Origin of the sequence: Halomonas meridiana (assembly GCF_009846525.1) — a bacterium.
Classification (GTDB): domain Bacteria; phylum Pseudomonadota; class Gammaproteobacteria; order Pseudomonadales; family Halomonadaceae; genus Vreelandella.
In genome coordinates this window covers 1,954,137-1,970,200 of the sequence record NZ_CP024621.1, presented here as the reverse complement: position 1 = coordinate 1,970,200, position 16,064 = coordinate 1,954,137, and the positions used below count along the sequence as shown (strand labels likewise).

Here is a 16,064-nt window from a genome sequence, read left to right as displayed (position 1 = left end):
CGCCCGACAGCAGTGTGCGTGGCAAGGTGGCATCCACTCTAACGTTGAGTATTATGGTTATTCTAACCACTCCTGACGCCAAACGCATGGAAAGGAACGCTTCATGACGCCTAACACTTTATTTTATCGGCGCTTATCGGATAGGGAGAGCCTCTGATGCGTGTGCTGCTGCATGGAAGTGAACTTAGCGCCGCGACGGCAGCGGCGGCGTTGGCATGGGTGGGGCATCGAGTGGACTGGCTGCTCCACGATAGCGTTCCATGGCCCACGCTGGTCAATGCGGACTGGCTGCGACGCGAACCCTCACTCATGACGCACATCGAGCAGGCCATGGCCACTGGCAACTTACGGGTGATCGATAGCCCCGAGGCGTGCGAAACACCCGATATCGTGTGGCTAGGGCTCTCCCCAAGCCAGCGGCAAGCGGCCAGTTCCCTGCTACAGCACCCTATGTTCGATGCTTACAGTGGTGCGGTATTGGTCAATAACTCGACATTCCCAGTCGGAGAGACTGAGCGCTTGCACTCTCTCATGGGGCATCAGCACAGCCGCGTGGCGCTGCCAGACACATTGGAAGAAGGGCGGGCGTGGCTATCGTTTACACGGCCTGTCCGCTGGTTGTTGGGCTGCGACGATGCCAAAGGCGAACAGATGGCCCGAGAGCTGCTCCGCGCCTTCAATCGGCGAAGCGAAGTATTTCAATGCATGCCTAGCCGAGCGGCCGAACTGACCAAGCTGGCGATCAATGGTATGTTGGCGACTCGCATTAGTTACATGAATGAGATTGCCGGGTTGGCCGATACGCTGGGCGTGGATGTCGAGCATGTCCGCCAAGGAATGGGGGCCGATACGCGAATCGGTTTTGAATATCTCTATCCCGGCTGTGGTTTTGGCGGTCCCAATTTTTCAAGGGATCTAATGCGGTTAGCCGACGTGCAGTCGGCTAGCGGGCGCTACTCTGCGCTGCTCGAGCAAGTCATGGACATCAATGAGCAGAAAAAAGAGACGCTATTCAGGAAACTATGGGCATTTTTCGAGGGCGATTTAGCCGGTAAAACCGTGGCGGTATGGGGGGCTGCGTTCAAGCCGGGGACTGCTCGTATCGATCATGCGCCAGTCTTGACGCTGCTTGAAGCGTTATGGGCCCAGGGCGTGACGGTCAAGCTCCACGATCCTGCTGCCATTCCGGCGCTGCATGCGGCGGTTGGGCAGCGAAAGGACCTGCTGACCTTCGAAGAAGACCCTTACTTGGCATGCCAAGATGCGGATGCGTTGATGTTGGTAACCGAATGGAAAGCCTACTGGAACCCCGACTGGCACCGTCTGGCTACCCTGATCAACGCACGACTGGTCTTGGATGGCCGAAACATTTACGACCCTGCTTTCGTGGCGAGCTGTGGCTTGCATTACCGAGGGATTGGGCGACGCGCCGATCCAACGACGCTTTAAGGAAACATCATGTCTGACGCGACTTCATCCCAGCGCATCATTCCCGACGTGGATCAGAGCCTAACGGCGCATCATCTACGCCATCGCCGTGGCCCAACGCTTTGGCCCATTTGGTTCGTTTTAGTGTTGATCCTCCTTCTCCTGGGGGCTGCGACGGCTGGCTTATGGTATGAAAGAGAGCGTTTGCTTGGCGAAGTGCATCGTGTCAGCGGCGAAGTCTCCAACCTACATGCCAGGCTGGACTCGGGTGACACTGATACGCAGGATGCGATAACCTTTGTACAAGCTCAGATGACAACGCTGTTTCAAGAGCAGGAACAGCTCTCCGTTGCACTCACCAATACCCGTGAAGAGCTCTATGGGCTGTTGACCGACAACGAGGAGCTCATCTCCGATGAAGCGCTGGAGCCACTCGCTCAACAGTTGGCGCAAGTGCAAGAGCAAGCCGAGCTGCGCGACCGCCAGCTAGCGTCGATCCGCGCATCCTTGGATGCGTTGGAGCAGGCAGGTACGTCAGGGCGGCAAAATCTGGTCGAAGAGGTCACGCACCTGGAGAACGTTTTGGGGCAGCGTCTTTCCACCATGGAGCGCCAAGTATCCAGTGACCGAGAATCGCTGGAAGCACAGTTTCAAAATTGGCAGGCAGAGGTCGAGCAACAGCTCACACAGCTATCTGCCGACGTGTCGGCCGTTGCGACCGCCGAGGAGCCCGCCACTCAGGCGGAACTTTCTGCACTGGAAACGCAGTGGTCTCAACGTTTGAGCACACTGGAAAGCGACATCAGACAGGTTCGTCAAGCGCAGCTTGCCTTTAGCGCGCAGATGGAGATGCTGAGAAATTAAGCATCCATTTATGCGGTCAAGTGTCGTAGCCACTAAGCCGGTCATGGGGTTAGGGATATCACGGTATGGGAAGACAACGGCGATGGCCGACGGCCAAACAAGTGGCCTGTGTATTGGCATTACCACTTGTATCAGCAGCCAGTACCTCCGCCTGGGCGCTCGAAGCGGCCATTAGCGGCGTCAGCGAGCAAGTTGCAGCGAATATCGATGCGTACTTGGAAAACATCGACGCGGATCAATATACCGAGTCGCGTTTAGAGGGCGAAATTCGTCAGCGCACTCAAGAAGCCATGCGTGTGTATGGCTACTATGAGCCTGATGTGACGGTGGAGTTGAACACATCGCCGATCAACGTGCAGATTGAGCCGGGCCCTCAAGTTACGATCGAAGTCCTCGACATCGCTCTCAATGGAGATGCTAGTAACGATCCCCCGTTTCAAGACGCGTTAGACGACTTTCCGCTAAAAGAGGGCGACCCTTTACGTCACGCTCCTTGGGACAGCCTGCGCTCGCAATTTGCCGGTCTTGCTATTGAACGCGGCTATTTTGACTGGGGGTTTTCCGACCGCCGGATGGAAGTGCGCCCGTATCTTGAAAGCGCCCGCCTGTACATGACCTTCGATAGCGGACCGCGCTATCGATTCGGTGACACCCTCATCACCGGCAGCCATATCGAACCCGAGCGGCTGCGCGAAATGCAAACCTTCGAAGCGGGTGACCCCTATCTAGCCGAGTCGCTGGCTCGCTATAACCAGCGGCTGGCAGAAACCGGCTGGTTCAGTTCTGTCTCGGTGCGGCCACGCTTGGAGACGGCGCAAGAGCTGACCATTGCGCCTCCCCGTAGTGGCGATCCTTGGTGGAATGAAGCGACGGCCTCACAGCCGGAGCGTCCGCGGTTGAGCAGTGCGGCGTTGGCCAGTGCGCTCAGCATTCATAGCCGAGACGACACTCGGCTTCCCATCGATATTAACGTCGAGCCCGCCGATCGGCACCAGTTTGAAGTGGGCGTAGGTTTTGCCACCGATGTCGGCCCGCGCCTTCGCTTTGGGTGGCAGCAACCGTGGATTAATCGTTTTGGTCACAGTCTAGATCATGACCTTTACCTCTCGGCCCCCGAGCAGCGCTTTACCGGCGTATATAACATTCCGCTCGAAGACCCGCTTCGCGACAACTACCGTCTGCAATACGGTGTCCGCAACATCGACGATAGCGACACACAGTCGCTAGAGGGCACGGTGGAAATCGCGCGGCGCTGGGAATTCGACAATCGCTGGGTGCAAACACTCTATTTCAGAACGACTTACGAAGACTTTACCCAGGGTGGGCAGTCTGACGAAGTGTGGTTGTTCTACCCCGGTATTCAGTGGTCGAGAACCCGCACGCGACCTCAGCGCTTCCCTTTATGGGGAGATCGGCAGCAGCTCTCGATCGAGTACTCCGACCGGGCGTGGGGATCCGATGCTCGGTTTACGCGACTCACGGGAGACACCGAGTGGATTCGTACGGTTGGTAACGATAATCGCTTCTCAGCGCGACTGAGCATTGGCGCGATCGAAACCGATGACTTCGATCAATTACCACCTTCGCTACGTTTTTTTGCGGGGGGCGATCGCAGCGTGCGAGGCTACTCCTACGAAAGCTTGTCCCCCCGCAATCAAGAAGGCCTTTTACGTGGCGGCCAGCAAATGCTGACATCCACGCTGGAGTATCAACGCCGCGTAACCGGCGATTGGTGGGGAGCGACGTTCATCGATACCGGTGATGCCTTCGATAACTGGGGCCCCAATGGGCTAAAAACCGGTGCCGGCGTGGGGGTGCGTTGGATATCCCCGGTGGGCCCCATTCGTTTCGATATTGCCCATCCCTTTGATATTGACGACGCTTTCCGCGTGCACTTCTCTATCGGTCCGGAATTCTAGGAGAGCGCTTTGGCTCAGGTTGATAAAAAAGCATCCAAACATCGTCAGCAGCTCTCCGCCAAACGCCGTCTCTGGTTAGCGCTATGGAGTCTGCTACGACTCGTCGTCGTGTTGCCACTCTGGCTGTTCGGCGTGGTGGCTGTCGTATTAGGCGTGGCCTTGTCGCCATGGGGAACGGAACAGCTATTTTCTCAGGGTGAGCAGCGCGGTTTTTTTACCTATGAGCAGCAGGAGGGCGCGCTGCTGGACCGCTTTCGCCTTCAAGGGTTTCAAATGGCCATCGCGGGCACGCGCGTCGATATTGGTGATGTAGCGCTTGCGTGGTCAGACGATTGCGTGCTCTCCGGTAAGCTTTGTCTGGCCGAGCTGCGCATAGAAGAGGCCGACATTCGTCTCTCCAGCGGGTCGAAAACAGAAGAACCGCCTCAAGAAGAGCAGGGCCCTTTTAGCCTCACACTGCCGTTTCCCATTGAACTGCGCGACATCGCACTGAATGACGTGCGGCTCACCCTGGGTGACGGTACTAGTATTGAATGGGCCGCATTTGCCACCTCGATAGCCGCTGAACAGCAGCAAGTCACCATTGCGCCCACGACGCTCGAATCACCGTCGATCTACTTGCCACCATCCCCAGGCGTACAGCTGACGCAAGAGACGAGTACGCCGTTGAGCGCTACTGCCATTGACGCTGCTATCCAGGCCGATCAACCCGTCGAGCCGAACGATGAAGCGTCCACACTTGCACTGAGCGACCGGGAGCGACTGTCGCTACCCGAGATCGAGATGCCCATCGACGTTGCCCTGGAATCATTACTGGTGACGGACGTAAACGTGAGCGGTGCCTTTGAGTACAGCGTGGAACGGCTGCTGCTGGAAGCGACGGCATCGGGCAGCGACGTCACGCTCAGCACGTTGGAGCTTGACACCCCAGACGCAGACGCCAGTTTAACCGCCAACGTCAGCCTAAAAGGCGACTATCCCCTCAACGCGGCGCTTCGCGCAGAGCTATGGCTGCCTGAGATACTGCCTGCCCTGAGTGGAGAACGGATCGCTTTGGATCTCTCAGGCAGTCTGGCGGATTTGACGGCGAGCCTGAACACGTCAGGGCCGGTGGAGGTTTCACTCACCGCCCAGGCTGATGTGCTCGCGCCCACCTTGCCATTCGAGGCTCGGCTTGAGAGCGAGCGTCTGCAGTGGCCGTTGGAGCAGCGTGACGGCTCTGAGCGCCCAACGGCCTCCAACGACACCACGACTGCCGCTGAGAGCGATGCCTCAGACCGTTCAGCCGTCGAGCCCCAGGTACAAGACGTTAATGAAGCCGAAGAAACGTCCACGGCGCCCTACATGCTCGACGATCTCGCGCTGACCATTAACGGCAGTTTGGAGGCGTATCAGGTCACCTTGGCCACTCGTGCCCAAGGCCCGCAGGTGCCAGCAACCGCCATTCGGTTAGAGGGCGACGGTGATTTGTCTTCTTTCCGCTGGTCCCCTCTTTCACTCACTATCGACGAGAGCGTTGTGAGCAGCGAGGGAGAAGTGAACTGGTCTGAGGCCATCGCCGTTGACGCGCAAGTGCGCTTAGATGCGCTGGACCCGTCCCTATTTGTACCTCAACTGGAGGGCAACCTCAGCGGAGATATCGTCGCGAGCGTGCGCCAGCGAGGCGAACGGTGGGACATTCGTTTGCCGGAACTCGACATCCAGGGCCAGCTGCAGGAGTATCCATTAACGCTTCAAGCCGCGATCGATGCGAACAGCGATCTAGAAATCGATATTCAAGAGCTGCTCTTTACGCAAGGCAACAACCGCTTGACCGCAGCAGGCCAGGTGAGCCAAGAAGCGATGTCGTTGAACGCCAATATCGCTCTCACCCAACTGCAAAGCCTCCATCCTGATCTAGCCGGAGAGCTGACCGGTACCCTTGAGGCCCAAGGCAGCTTCTCGCAACCTGAGATCGTGACGAATCTCAATGGGCGCAGCTTGCGTTTTGCCGAGAATCGGCTGGCATCGCTTTCGCTATCGGGCAGCGTGGAAGGCCTGGAGGATCCTGACTTTCGTATCGGTCTGGATGCCGAGGGAGTGAACGCGGGCGGGCAGTCGTGGGCCTCGGTGGCGTTAGATCTGACCGGACGGCTTTCCGACCATGCCTTGCAGCTCAGCGTCACTGGTGACGCCGGCAATGTGCTCAGCCGTGCGAACTTAGCCCTCAGCGGACGCTTGAATCAGCAGGCTCAGCGGTATCAGGCCCGATTGACGCCGCTGGAAGTCGACTCCGAGGCGGGAGATATTCGTTTAGAAGAGCCACTGGATATTACCTACAACCTTGCCAACGGACAGGCGAATCTGACCCCGTTCTGTCTACGCCGCCTGCAAGGCGGACTGGTCTGCTCGGAAGAGTCCATAACGGCCTCGGCCGATCAAGGTCGCGCCGTACTCAGCGTGCGTGAGGTTCCAATGGAGATGCTGGAGCCATTTCTACCCGAAGAGTGGAGTTTTGAAGGGGATACCACGGCTGATTTAGTCGCTAGCTGGCGTCAAGGCGGCGCTCAGTGGCAGGCCAATCTTCAATTATTGAGTGAATTGGCCATTACGGCGGTGAATGATTACGGTCAACCGGTCGAGCTTCCCAGAATCAACTTGGATGCTCAAATCGACGCTAATCAAACGCAAGCGGAGGCCGACGTGTCGCTGTCCCTGTCCGAAGCAGGTGAGCTGACGCTCGATCTAGCGGTCAATGATCCTCTTGGACAGGGCTCTTTGGAGGGCCAATTACGCGCCAATAACATCACTCTGGCGCCATATCGCCCCATGGTGGTGGGTATGGAGGAGCTAGAAGGGGGGTTGAACGGCACCGTCACCATTGGCGGCTCGACTAGTCAGCCTGACCTGCAGGGTGAGCTGGCATTGCGTCGCTTACGGGTGAGTGGTCCCGATATCCCAATAACGATCGTGGATGGTGAGCTGGCCGTCGCCTTCGATGGTGAAGAGGGTGACATCGAGGGGTTCGTCGCTGCCGAACGCGGACGGCTGAACATCAGCGGTAATGCCTACTGGCCCACAGGTGACGCTTGGCGCATTGGCGTGGATATCGACGCCACCCAAGAGCCTTTGCTGGTCGTTTTACCGCAGTTCGGTCGCTTGGAAGCCGCGCCGGACATTCGTATTCGTGTTACGCCCGAGCGCCTACAGGTGCGGGGTGACGTTGACCTTCCTTGGGCGCGATTGGAAGTGGGCGATCTGCCAGCGTCAGCAACGTCACCTAGCCCGGATGAGATCATCATCACCGAGCGCGATGACCGAGAGGCCGAGCGTCAAGCGCGCCTTGCCGCAGAGGCGGGCGATGACCCGAGTGCCGCTGACGAGCTGGCATCCACTGGCATGGCGCTCGATGTGTTGATCACCCTCAATCTTGGGCGAGATATGCAAATTTCTGCCTATGGGTTGGAATCTGGGTTAGGGGGCAGCCTTGAAATTCGACAGGACAGCGGGGCGCTGCAGCTCTTTGGCGACGTCAATCTCGTCAATGGGCGTTTTCAAGCCTTTGGGCAAGATCTGTTGATTCGTCGTGGGCAACTCATTTTCAGCGGCCCTCCCGGCTTGCCGGTCTTGGATTTTGAGGCCATTCGTAACCCAGAAGTGACCGAAGATGACGTGATTGCCGGCCTGCGTGTCACCGGCAACGCCGAGCAGCCCAATGTGATGATCTTCTCGGAGCCTGCGATGGACGAAACCCGTTCGCTGTCGTACTTGCTGCGAGGCCGTGCGCCAGATGCGTCAGGAGGCGGTGTCGACAGTGCGCTGACAACGGCTCTCATCGGTATGTCGCTGGGCCGGACCGGCGGTGCCGTGGGCTCCATCGGCGAAGCATTCGGGATCAATGATCTCACGTTGGATACCACCGGTGCCGGTGACGACAGTCAGGTTGCGGTGAGTGGTCAGCTCACCGACGATCTGCGAATCAGTTACGGTGTGGGTATTTTTTCGCCCATTGCAGAACTCACGCTACGCTACACGCTGTGGCGGAACCTGTATGTTCAGGCAGTGTCTGGTGCTAACCAGGCAGTGGATTTAATTTATCGATTCACTCGCTCAGGCGATCCTTATATTTATCCCCAGCAATAGAGAGGGTGTTATGACGCTATTTACGAAAACGACAGCACCAGAAGGGCGCGATACACCCATCGAGACCAGCGACCTTCACACCATCACCGGGCACTCCATTCACCCCCCATTTCCAGAGGGGTATGAAGAAATCGTGCTGGGTATGGGATGTTTTTGGGGAGTAGAGCGCCTTTTCTGGCAACAGCCCGGTGTGTATGTCACTGCGGCTGGCTATGCGGGTGGCACAACGCCCAACCCAACGTACAAAGAGACCTGCACTGGCCTGACGGGGCACACCGAAGTGGTGCGCGTTGTCTTCGACCCGAACCAGGTCACATTAGAGACGCTGCTGCAAATTTTCTGGGAGCAGCATGATCCTACGCAGGGAAATCGCCAGGGCAACGATATCGGCAGCCAGTACCGCTCGGCGATTTTCACCACGACGGACGCACAGCTTGCCGCTGCTCAGAAAAGTGCCGAGGCCTTTCAGCAGGCGCTCACCCAGGCGGGCAAAGGACGCATCACGACCGAAATCAAACCGCTGGACGTTTTCTACTATGCCGAGGCGTACCACCAGCAGTATCTCGATAAGAACCCGGGCGGATACTGCGGATTGAAAGGCACCGGCGTGACCTGCGCCATTGGCTGAAGGACGAACAGGATGCAACAACCATCTTCAAAGGGGCGTCGAGCCCCTCATTGGGCTCTCTCAGTGGCGCTGTTGGGGCTCTTCAGCACTGGCGTGAATGCAGAGCAACCAACGACACCGGCCATGCCGCAAAGCGCGGCCGACACACCGTTTGCGAGTGACCGTGAGGCCGTCATTTGGCGTCAGGACGAGCTGAAAGATCTAGAGCGGCTGCTACGCCAACTACGTTTCGACCTGGTCAACAACCAGGATGCGCGAGGCGCCGCACCGCGTTTGGCGGAGTTACAAGAGAAGGCGACCCAGGCCCACTTTCTTCCTGCCTTCATTGCAGGTACGCATGGACCTGGCTCCGATGCCAAGCCCGACATTTGGGAAGAGTGGGATGAGTTTTCAGCGGGGTTCACCGACTTGGAGGAGAAGGTGAGCATCCTGATCGAAGCGGCGGAGCAAGAGGATTATCGGGCAGCCACGCGCGCATTTTCTGACGTGGGGCTCAGCTGCCGCAGTTGTCATCGTGCCTACCGCTACGATTAATGGGCAGCGATAGGCGGTTAAAAGATCAATCGCTAGGCTGCACGCGGTCGATGCGATAAAGCGTTTCTACCTGATCAAGGCCGCGGATGGTACAGTTCAAATCTTTCACGCGGCCATCGCTTAACCCATAGACCCAGCCATGCACCGAGATCGATTGGCCACGCTGCCAAGCACGCTGCAGAATCTTCGTGCGGCAAAGACTATTGACCTGGGCTTTGACGTTCAGCTCACACATGCGGTCAATTTGATCTGCCAGTGGCAGGTGTTCCAAGGTGTCGCGATGACGGTTGTACTGCTCGCGTACTGAGTGGAGCCAATAGTCCACCACGCCACACTCACCACCGGTCACGGCTGCTTTGATGCCACCACAGCCGTAGTGTCCCACGATCATGATATGACTCACGTTGAGCACATCCACCGCGTACTGCACCACCGAAAGCGCGTTCATATCGGTATGGTGGAGCAGGTTGGCGACGTTACGGTGAACGAACACTTCGCCTGGGGGAAGAGCAATGATTTGGTTAGCCGGGACGCGACTGTCTGAGCAACCGATCCATAAATAGTCTGGAGATTGTTGATTCGCCAAGCGCTTGAAAAAGTCCGGATCCTCTTCACACATACGTTCTGCCCATGCGCGATTGTTATCTAGCAGCGTTGCAATTTGGTCAGACATCGAGTCTCCAGAGAGTACATTGAGGTGGGGCTTGCTCAAGGGCGCGCAATAGCGTTTTAAACACAAGGTAGGCGTTTTTAACCTCCCTTGCTTAGAAGGTCAATCTTAGCGCTTACCCAGCCGAGGTAAGTACGGCACTGGATAGGAGATAACCATGTCAGCAGAAGCTGCATATGACTTCGATTTATTCGTCATTGGCGCCGGTTCCGGTGGCGTGCGCGCTGCACGTATGGCCGCCGCCGCCGGTGCTCGGGTAGCGATCGCAGAAGATCGCTACCTGGGCGGCACCTGCGTCAACGTGGGCTGTGTGCCCAAAAAACTCTATTCGTATGCGGCACATTTTCATGACAGCTTCGATGATGCGGCTGGTTTTGGCTGGCAATTGGCGTCGCCAGCACTTTTTGATTGGCCGACGTTGAGGGATAACAAAACCAGCGAGATCAAACGGCTCAACGGTATCTACCAGCGCATGCTAGAAGGCGCAGGCGTCACGCTTTTCAATGCACGCGCCCGCGTGACTAATCCACACACCGTCGCCCTGACCAATGCCGAAGGCGAGGTGAGCGTGAGTGCCGATAAAATCCTGCTGGCCACGGGCGGTTGGCCCTGGGTGCCTGAATTCCCCGGTAGCGACCTTGCCTTGACCTCGAACCAAGTGTTTGACTTGGAAACGTTCCCCAAACGCTTCCTAGTGTTGGGCGGTGGCTATATAGCGGTCGAGTTTGCCAGCATCTTCAACGGTTTAGGCAGTGAGACCCATCTCATCTACCGTGGGGATCTATTTTTGAAAGGCTTCGATCAGGAGGTGCGTGAGTTCACTCGAGATGAGATGGCTAAAAAAGGTGTCCATTTACATTTCTCTGCCAACATCGCCCGCATCGAACAGGTGGGCGACGCGCTCCAGGTAGAGCTCACCACAGGCGAGACACTCGACGTCGATGCCGTCTTGGCGGCCACCGGCCGTCGAGCCAACGTCAGCGGGCTTGGCGTAGACTCCTTAGGCATCACGTTGAACAGCGACGGCAAAGTGCCGATTAATGACCGTTATGAAACCGCTGTGCCGTCGATTTTAGCCTTGGGAGATCTGATCGAAGGGCCTGAGTTAACCCCGGTGGCTCTGGCAGAAGCCATGCAGCTGGTGGATATTCACTTCCACCAAAAAACGCCAAGACCGCTAGATTACGACACCATTCCTACGGCTGTTTTTTGCCACCCTAACATTGGCACGGTCGGGCTGTCGGAAGAGGCTGCGAGAGAGAAATTCGATCGCATACGGGTCTACCGGACCGACTTCAGGGCCATGAAACATACGCTTTCTGGGAGCCGAGAGCGCATGTTGATGAAACTCATCGTCGATGATGCCAGCGATGTGGTGGTGGGCGCTCATATGGTGGGCGAAGAGGCTGGTGAACTAATTCAGGGCATCGCTATCGCGGTGCGCGCGGGGCTGACGAAAGAAGATTTCGATCGTACCGTGGGCATTCACCCAACCGGAGCGGAAGAGTTCGTGACCATGAGAACCCCATCACGCTACTAAGAAATTCTATCGATATTCAAGGCGAGCTTCGGCTCGCCTTTTTTGTCTCGCGCAGCGGGCAGCCTGATCTAAACTCAGTGAGTGACGTCATGAAACGCCAGCCCAGCGGGGGCCTCGGCTCGTTGATGATCCGATTTTATAACTAGAATTTATGGAAAACAGGGAGATGAATAATATGGCTTTTGAATTGCTAATAATCAGCTGTTATAATGAAACTCAAATTCGCTACAGCGAAGCATAACCATGAGTACGCCGATCAAGCCGTTTACACCCTCTGCCGAGCTGGCACGTCCCACCGTCGCCGATGCCGTAGTAGGCCACGCCGAAACGCCACTGTTCATCCGTAAGCCCAATGCCGATGATGGCTGGGGCATCTACGAGCTGATCAAAGCGTGCCCGCCGCTAGACGTAAATTCCGCCTACGCCTATTTATTATTGGCGACTCAGTTCCGCGATACCTGTGCCGTCGCCACTAATGAAGAAGGGGAGGTCGTTGGATTCGTCTCGGGTTATGTCAAAGACAACGCACCGGATACCTATTTTTTATGGCAGGTCGCCGTGGGTGAAAAAGCCCGGGGAACGGGCCTTGCGCGCCGCTTGGTAGAGGCGATCATGTCGCGTCCCGAACTGGACGACGTCCACCACCTCGAAACCACCATCACACCCGATAACCAGGCTTCCTGGGGATTGTTCCGCCGCTTGGCAGCACGCTGGCAGGCACCCCTCAACAGCCGGGAATACTTCTCTACCGAGCAGTTAGGGGGAGAGCACGACCCGGAAAACCTCGTCCGCATCGGGCCGTTTCAGACGAACCATCTCTAACGGGGCATCTTGAGCGAGCGTTTTCCCGCTCGTGTTGACCTAGCTGCTTTTCTTGCTTGGCTCATAACACTGATAAGGAGGTCGCATATGCAGACCCAGACACTCGAACGCATGGAATCCAATGTTCGTACCTATTCACGTTCGTTCCCTGTTGTCTTTACGAAAGCACAGAACGCACGTTTGACCGATGAGAATGGTCGCGAATATATCGATTTTCTCGCCGGTGCCGGCACGCTGAACTACGGCCACAACAATCCGCACTTGAAGGACGCCATGATTGACTACCTGTCTAGCGACGGTGTCGTTCACGGCCTGGATATGTGGACCAGTGCCAAACGTGACTATTTAGAAACACTGGAAAATGTCATCCTCAAGCCCCGTGGGCTCGATTACAAAGTGCATCTGCCGGGTCCGACGGGAACGAACGCCGTCGAGGCAGCCATCCGTTTGGCGCGTGTTGCTAAAGGTCGCCATAATATTGTGACCTTCACCAACGGCTTCCACGGAGTGACCATGGGCGCACTGGCTACCACGGGCAACCGCAAGTTCCGTGAAGCCACCGGGGGCATTCCCACGCAAGGTGCCAGCTTCCTGCCGTTCGACGGTTACATGGGTGAGCACGCAGACACGCTGGACTACTTTGAAAAACTGCTGAATGACAAGTCAGGCGGTTTGGACATTCCCGCAGGCGTGATCGTCGAAACCGTGCAAGGCGAGGGCGGTATCAACGTCGCAGGACTGGAGTGGCTCAAGCGCTTAGAAAGCATTTGCCGCGCCCATGACATCCTGCTGATCGTCGATGATATCCAGGCAGGCTGTGGCCGTACGGGGAAATTCTTTAGCTTTGAGCATGCGGGCATCACACCGGACATCGTCACAAACTCGAAATCGCTGTCAGGCTTTGGGCTGCCATTTGCTCATGTATTGATGCGCCCGGAGTTGGATAAGTGGAAGCCCGGTCAGTACAACGGTACGTTCCGCGGTTTTAACTTAGCCATGGTGACAGCGACGGCAGCCCTGAAAAAGTATTGGTCGAACGACACCTTTGCTCGCGACGTGCAGCGCAAGGCGCGAATCGTCGAAGAGCGTTTTCAGAAGCTGGCGGCACTGCTCACCGAACATGGCATGCCAGCAACGGAGCGCGGTCGCGGTTTGATGCGCGGTATCGACGTCGTATCTGGTGATATTGCCGATAAGATCACCAGCACGGCCTTCGAGCATGGTCTTATCATCGAAACCAGCGGTCAGGACGGGGAAGTGGTGAAATGTTTGTGCCCTCTGACCATTCCGGATGCGGATCTGCTGGAAGCGCTGGATATTCTGGAAGCGTCAGTTAAGTCTGTTATAAACGAGTAGTTTAGCGTTAGTCTAAGTGGCCTAGCGCCATTACGTCCCTCACAGGAACAGGCAGCCAGTGTGTGGCTGCCATGCAACGGAGCACGTTATATGATCGTTCGTAATATTGAAGAAGCTCGTCAAACTGACCGTCTCGTTACCGCTGAAAATGGCAATTGGGACAGCACTCGCTTGGTGTTGGCCAACGATGGTGGCAACTTCTCGTTCCACATTACGCGCATCTTTGAAGGCACCGAGACGCATATCCACTACAAGCACCACTATGAGTCCGTTTACTGCATCGAAGGGGAAGGTGAGGTTGAAACCCTGGCAGATGGCAAAATTTGGCCCATCAAACCAGGCGATATCTATATCTTAGACCAGCACGATGAGCATCTGCTGCGCGCCCATAAAACGATGCACCTTGCGTGTGTCTTCACGCCGCCGATCACTGGCAACGAAGTTCACCGTGAAGATGGTTCTTACGCACCGGCCGATGAATAAGCGCTTGCGCTAACTGAGTGCGGATAAAAGCAGCCTAGCATCGTCGCTAGGCTGCTTTTTTTGATAGCGAGACGGGCTGCCTAGCGGCCAACTTGTTCGAATACCAGCGTTATTTCACCCAGCGTCAGGCCAAATTTCCGCATGGCGGTGCGGTTAATGAGCCGACCGTCCGGCTGAAGGTACATCCAGTCGTCCATGGTAAAGCTTAACGTGCGTCCGCCCACATCGATGTCGAGGGGATAGCGCATGTGAAACGCGTGGCCATATTGCCGAGCATCGACTTGGCCGTCGACGTCATTGGCTGTGCCAATCCAGTGGTGTTCGTCGACACGCTCGAACTCCCAAACGCGCTGGTCGGTTTCACCATCGGCAAACACGAACGACTCATCCAGCGTCAACGTATCGCCCTCGAATGTGCCTGTAATATCTACCGTAAAACGTCGCTGTACTTCACCCGAGTAGTCCTGCACCATTCCCCAGGCGCGAGTTTGGCCAGTGAAATACTCTGCAATATCCAAGCGGGGCGTGGTATTGGCATACTCCTCGACCTTGACGCTGGCACAGCCAGCGAGCAAGAAAAAGCTCGAAACGAGCGATAGGGCCAAAAGACGCTTGCGAAGGGTATTCATTGAGTCATTCCTTTATCATTCAGATAAGCCGTATAGCTATTGTAGGAGAAGCGTGACTGTTTCAGTAGCCATGGCTCAAAAATAACCAGCCCTTTAGTGCGCATAATATTTATTATGTTAAATCAGATAAACGGGGCCGATGAAAAACCGCTACCATGTTGGACAAGCGGTCTCCCTTCTCCTTATCATTCGTGCTCTTATTGTCCAAGGATATCCCTCGTTATGCGCTCAGGTGTTTTATGGCTAATGGCCGGTTTGTCGATGTCGTTTGCAGGCTGCGCGGTGACACAGCCAGAGTCAAATGAGCCGCCGCCGCTAAGCGAGGCTTCATTTAATACCCGTATCCTTGAACTAGAGTCCTCCCTTGCCCAACGATGCGAGGCCTCTACTAGCATGAACGAGCAGCAGCTCAACCAGCAGCAAGTGCTGACCGCAGATGTTCGTGAAGTCGGCAGTCTGCTGCGCCAACTGCGTCAAGACATGGCTAGCCTGGAAGCGCGTGGCGAAGAACCGGTCATCATTCGTGAAGAGTGCCGTGTCGAGGAGCCGGAAGATAACAAGACGTTGCTAGGCCGTAGCGAATGGGTGGGATTACCCAGCATTGGCACCTATTTAAAGGCGCGGGTGGACTCAGGCGCCAACACCTCGTCGCTCTCTGCTGCCGAGATCACTCGTTTCGAGCGTGATGGTGAGGACTGGGTGCGCTTCAAATTGGCGCTCAATGACGACGATATCGTCGTCGAGCAAGTGCGCGACGAGTGGATCGAAGCCCCTATCGAGCGCCGCGTCAAAATCGTCCAGGCCTCTGGCGAAGAGTCACGCCCGGTCATTTCATTACTGATGACGCTGGGCCCCATTCGTGAAAACGTCGAATTCACCCTAAACGATCGCACGCACCTAGATTATCCCGTGCTGCTAGGACGTCGCTTCATGATGGACATTGCCACCATCGATGTAGCTGAGACGTACCTGCATGACCGCCCTGAATTCCCGGGTGGCGCGCCCTCTGAAGACGCGGCTGACGATGAAGCGGCCGATCAAGACGATACCGAAGAGTAATATCACTCCC

At 56.5% G+C, this 16,064-nt stretch carries 13 protein-coding genes; 11 read left to right on the top strand and 2 right to left on the bottom strand.

Annotation, left to right across the window (positions count from 1 at the left end):
* Positions 1-156 precede the first annotated feature (156 nt).
* From CTT34_RS09450 to CTT34_RS09425, 6 genes are all read left to right on the top strand, one after another.
* Complete coding sequence (locus CTT34_RS09450) at positions 157-1,449, top strand: nucleotide sugar dehydrogenase (RefSeq protein WP_159342206.1); 1,293 nt, start codon at positions 157-159, stop codon at positions 1,447-1,449.
* A gap of 9 nt (positions 1,450-1,458) precedes the next feature.
* Complete coding sequence (locus CTT34_RS09445; protein ID WP_159342205.1) at positions 1,459-2,292, top strand: coiled-coil domain-containing protein; 834 nt, start codon at positions 1,459-1,461, stop codon at positions 2,290-2,292.
* 65 nt (positions 2,293-2,357) lie between these two features.
* Positions 2,358-4,211 (top strand): autotransporter assembly complex protein TamA, encoded by a 1,854-nt coding sequence (gene tamA, locus CTT34_RS09440; protein ID WP_159342204.1) that lies wholly within the window; start codon positions 2,358-2,360, stop codon positions 4,209-4,211.
* 9 nt (positions 4,212-4,220) lie between these two features.
* Entirely contained in the window at positions 4,221-8,333 is a 4,113-nt protein-coding gene (gene tamB, locus CTT34_RS09435) for an autotransporter assembly complex protein TamB (RefSeq protein WP_159342203.1), read from the top strand.
* A 10-nt stretch (positions 8,334-8,343) separates the two neighbouring features.
* Positions 8,344-8,961 carry a peptide-methionine (S)-S-oxide reductase MsrA gene (msrA, locus tag CTT34_RS09430; protein ID WP_159342202.1) on the top strand — a complete coding sequence of 206 codons (618 nt, stop codon included), beginning with the start codon at positions 8,344-8,346 and terminating at the stop codon, positions 8,959-8,961.
* Between the two features lie 12 nt (positions 8,962-8,973).
* On the top strand, positions 8,974-9,495 hold the full coding sequence (locus CTT34_RS09425) for a c-type cytochrome (RefSeq protein WP_159342201.1): 522 nt from the start codon (positions 8,974-8,976) through the stop codon (positions 9,493-9,495).
* A 25-nt stretch (positions 9,496-9,520) separates the two neighbouring features.
* On the opposite strand, the gene can is transcribed toward CTT34_RS09425, so the two are convergent.
* Positions 9,521-10,168 carry a carbonate dehydratase gene (gene can / locus CTT34_RS09420; protein ID WP_159342200.1) on the bottom strand — a complete coding sequence of 216 codons (648 nt, stop codon included), beginning with the start codon at positions 10,166-10,168 and terminating at the stop codon, positions 9,521-9,523.
* A 154-nt stretch (positions 10,169-10,322) separates the two neighbouring features.
* Between can and gorA the strand changes: the two genes are divergently transcribed.
* The 4 genes from gorA (at position 10,323) to CTT34_RS09400 (ending at position 14,366) form a co-directional block, all read left to right on the top strand.
* The gene (gorA, locus tag CTT34_RS09415; protein WP_159342199.1) at positions 10,323-11,705 is read left to right on the top strand and encodes a glutathione-disulfide reductase; all 1,383 of its coding nucleotides are present in this window, start codon (positions 10,323-10,325) and stop codon (positions 11,703-11,705) included.
* Between the two features lie 243 nt (positions 11,706-11,948).
* Complete coding sequence (gene ectA, locus CTT34_RS09410) at positions 11,949-12,527, top strand: diaminobutyrate acetyltransferase (RefSeq protein ID WP_159342198.1); 579 nt, start codon at positions 11,949-11,951, stop codon at positions 12,525-12,527.
* 87 nt (positions 12,528-12,614) lie between these two features.
* Positions 12,615-13,883 carry a diaminobutyrate--2-oxoglutarate transaminase gene (ectB, locus tag CTT34_RS09405; protein ID WP_159342197.1) on the top strand — a complete coding sequence of 423 codons (1,269 nt, stop codon included), beginning with the start codon at positions 12,615-12,617 and terminating at the stop codon, positions 13,881-13,883.
* 90 nt (positions 13,884-13,973) lie between these two features.
* The gene (locus CTT34_RS09400) at positions 13,974-14,366 is read left to right on the top strand and encodes an ectoine synthase (protein ID WP_139527592.1); all 393 of its coding nucleotides are present in this window, start codon (positions 13,974-13,976) and stop codon (positions 14,364-14,366) included.
* An 80-nt stretch (positions 14,367-14,446) separates the two neighbouring features.
* Here the strand turns inward: CTT34_RS09400 and CTT34_RS09395 are convergent, their stop codons facing one another.
* Positions 14,447-14,995 (bottom strand): DUF3833 domain-containing protein, encoded by a 549-nt coding sequence (locus tag CTT34_RS09395; RefSeq protein WP_159342196.1) that lies wholly within the window; start codon positions 14,993-14,995, stop codon positions 14,447-14,449.
* A gap of 222 nt (positions 14,996-15,217) precedes the next feature.
* On the opposite strand from CTT34_RS09395, the gene CTT34_RS09390 reads away from it, so the two are divergent.
* Entirely contained in the window at positions 15,218-16,054 is an 837-nt protein-coding gene (locus CTT34_RS09390) for an ATP-dependent zinc protease family protein (RefSeq protein ID WP_159342195.1), read from the top strand.
* Positions 16,055-16,064 lie beyond the last annotated feature (10 nt).

Coding starts and splice junctions, on each gene's coding strand:
- CTT34_RS09395 (WP_159342196.1), bottom strand. CDS start 14,995: ATGAATACCCTTCGCAAGCGTCTTTTGGCCCTATCGCTCGTTTCGAGC.
- CTT34_RS09425 (WP_159342201.1), top strand. CDS start 8,974: ATGCAACAACCATCTTCAAAGGGGCGTCGAGCCCCTCATTGGGCTCTC.
- CTT34_RS09400 (WP_139527592.1), top strand. CDS start 13,974: ATGATCGTTCGTAATATTGAAGAAGCTCGTCAAACTGACCGTCTCGTT.
- tamA (WP_159342204.1), top strand. CDS start 2,358: ATGGGAAGACAACGGCGATGGCCGACGGCCAAACAAGTGGCCTGTGTA.
- CTT34_RS09450 (WP_159342206.1), top strand. CDS start 157: ATGCGTGTGCTGCTGCATGGAAGTGAACTTAGCGCCGCGACGGCAGCG.
- ectA (WP_159342198.1), top strand. CDS start 11,949: ATGAGTACGCCGATCAAGCCGTTTACACCCTCTGCCGAGCTGGCACGT.
- CTT34_RS09445 (WP_159342205.1), top strand. CDS start 1,459: ATGTCTGACGCGACTTCATCCCAGCGCATCATTCCCGACGTGGATCAG.
- CTT34_RS09390 (WP_159342195.1), top strand. CDS start 15,218: ATGCGCTCAGGTGTTTTATGGCTAATGGCCGGTTTGTCGATGTCGTTT.
- gorA (WP_159342199.1), top strand. CDS start 10,323: ATGTCAGCAGAAGCTGCATATGACTTCGATTTATTCGTCATTGGCGCC.
- can (WP_159342200.1), bottom strand. CDS start 10,168: ATGTCTGACCAAATTGCAACGCTGCTAGATAACAATCGCGCATGGGCA.
- msrA (WP_159342202.1), top strand. CDS start 8,344: ATGACGCTATTTACGAAAACGACAGCACCAGAAGGGCGCGATACACCC.
- ectB (WP_159342197.1), top strand. CDS start 12,615: ATGCAGACCCAGACACTCGAACGCATGGAATCCAATGTTCGTACCTAT.